1 protein-coding gene is annotated in these 803 nt (G+C 63.0%); it reads left to right on the forward strand.

What is annotated here, in order from left to right; genetic code table 11:
• Positions 1-98: 98 nt before the first annotated feature.
• Positions 99-803: heavy metal translocating P-type ATPase metal-binding domain-containing protein (locus ACYVG8_RS19300; RefSeq protein ID WP_460746645.1), on the forward strand; the 705-nt coding region annotated here is incomplete at its 3' end.

The following is an 803-nucleotide window of genomic DNA, read 5'->3' on the forward strand; positions in this document are numbered from 1 at the left end:
ACGTTGTACAAGTGTCGGGCAAACAAAATGCAGCCATTTCGCTTCTGGCCCGGCCCGCTTGCCCCCTGCGAGCGCGGTCTTCGGTAGAATCCGTTGTCATGACTGATCCCTGCTTCCATTGCGGTCTGCCGGTGGCCGACGGCATCCACTTCCCCATCCGTTACCGGCAATCCGACAAGCCCGCCTGCTGCGCCGGCTGCCAGGCGGTGGCGCAAACCATTATCGACGCCGGCCTTGACGGCTACTACGAGCACCGCACGCTGGATGCCAGGCGCGCCGAGCCGCTGCCGACCGAGCTGGTCGAGCAGATCCGGCTGTATGACGCACCGGAACTGCAGCACAGCTTCGTCCATGCCGAAGGCGATCTGCGCGAGGCGTCGCTGATTCTGGAAGGCATTACCTGCGCCGCCTGCGTATGGCTGAACGAACAGCATCTGAAGCGCCAGCCGGGCGTGATCTCGGTCGACGTCAACTATGCCAGTCATCGTGCCCGGGTAAAGTGGGATTCGACCCGCATACAGTTGTCCGCCCTGCTTGAAGCCATCGCCCAGATCGGTTACCGCGCCCATCCGTACGATGCCGACCGGCGCGAGAAGCTGGCGGAGCAGGAACGCAAGGGCCAGCTCAACCGGTTGTGGGTCGCCGGTCTGTCGATGATGCAGGTGATGATGTACGCGGTGCCGGTCTATCTGGATACCCAGGGCGAGATGAGTGCGGAATGGATGTGGCTGCTGCACTGGGCCAGTTTCTTCCTGACCCTGCCGGTGGTGCTGTACTCGGCATGGCCGTTCTATGTCGGCACC

Source organism: Microvirgula curvata (assembly GCF_054781615.1).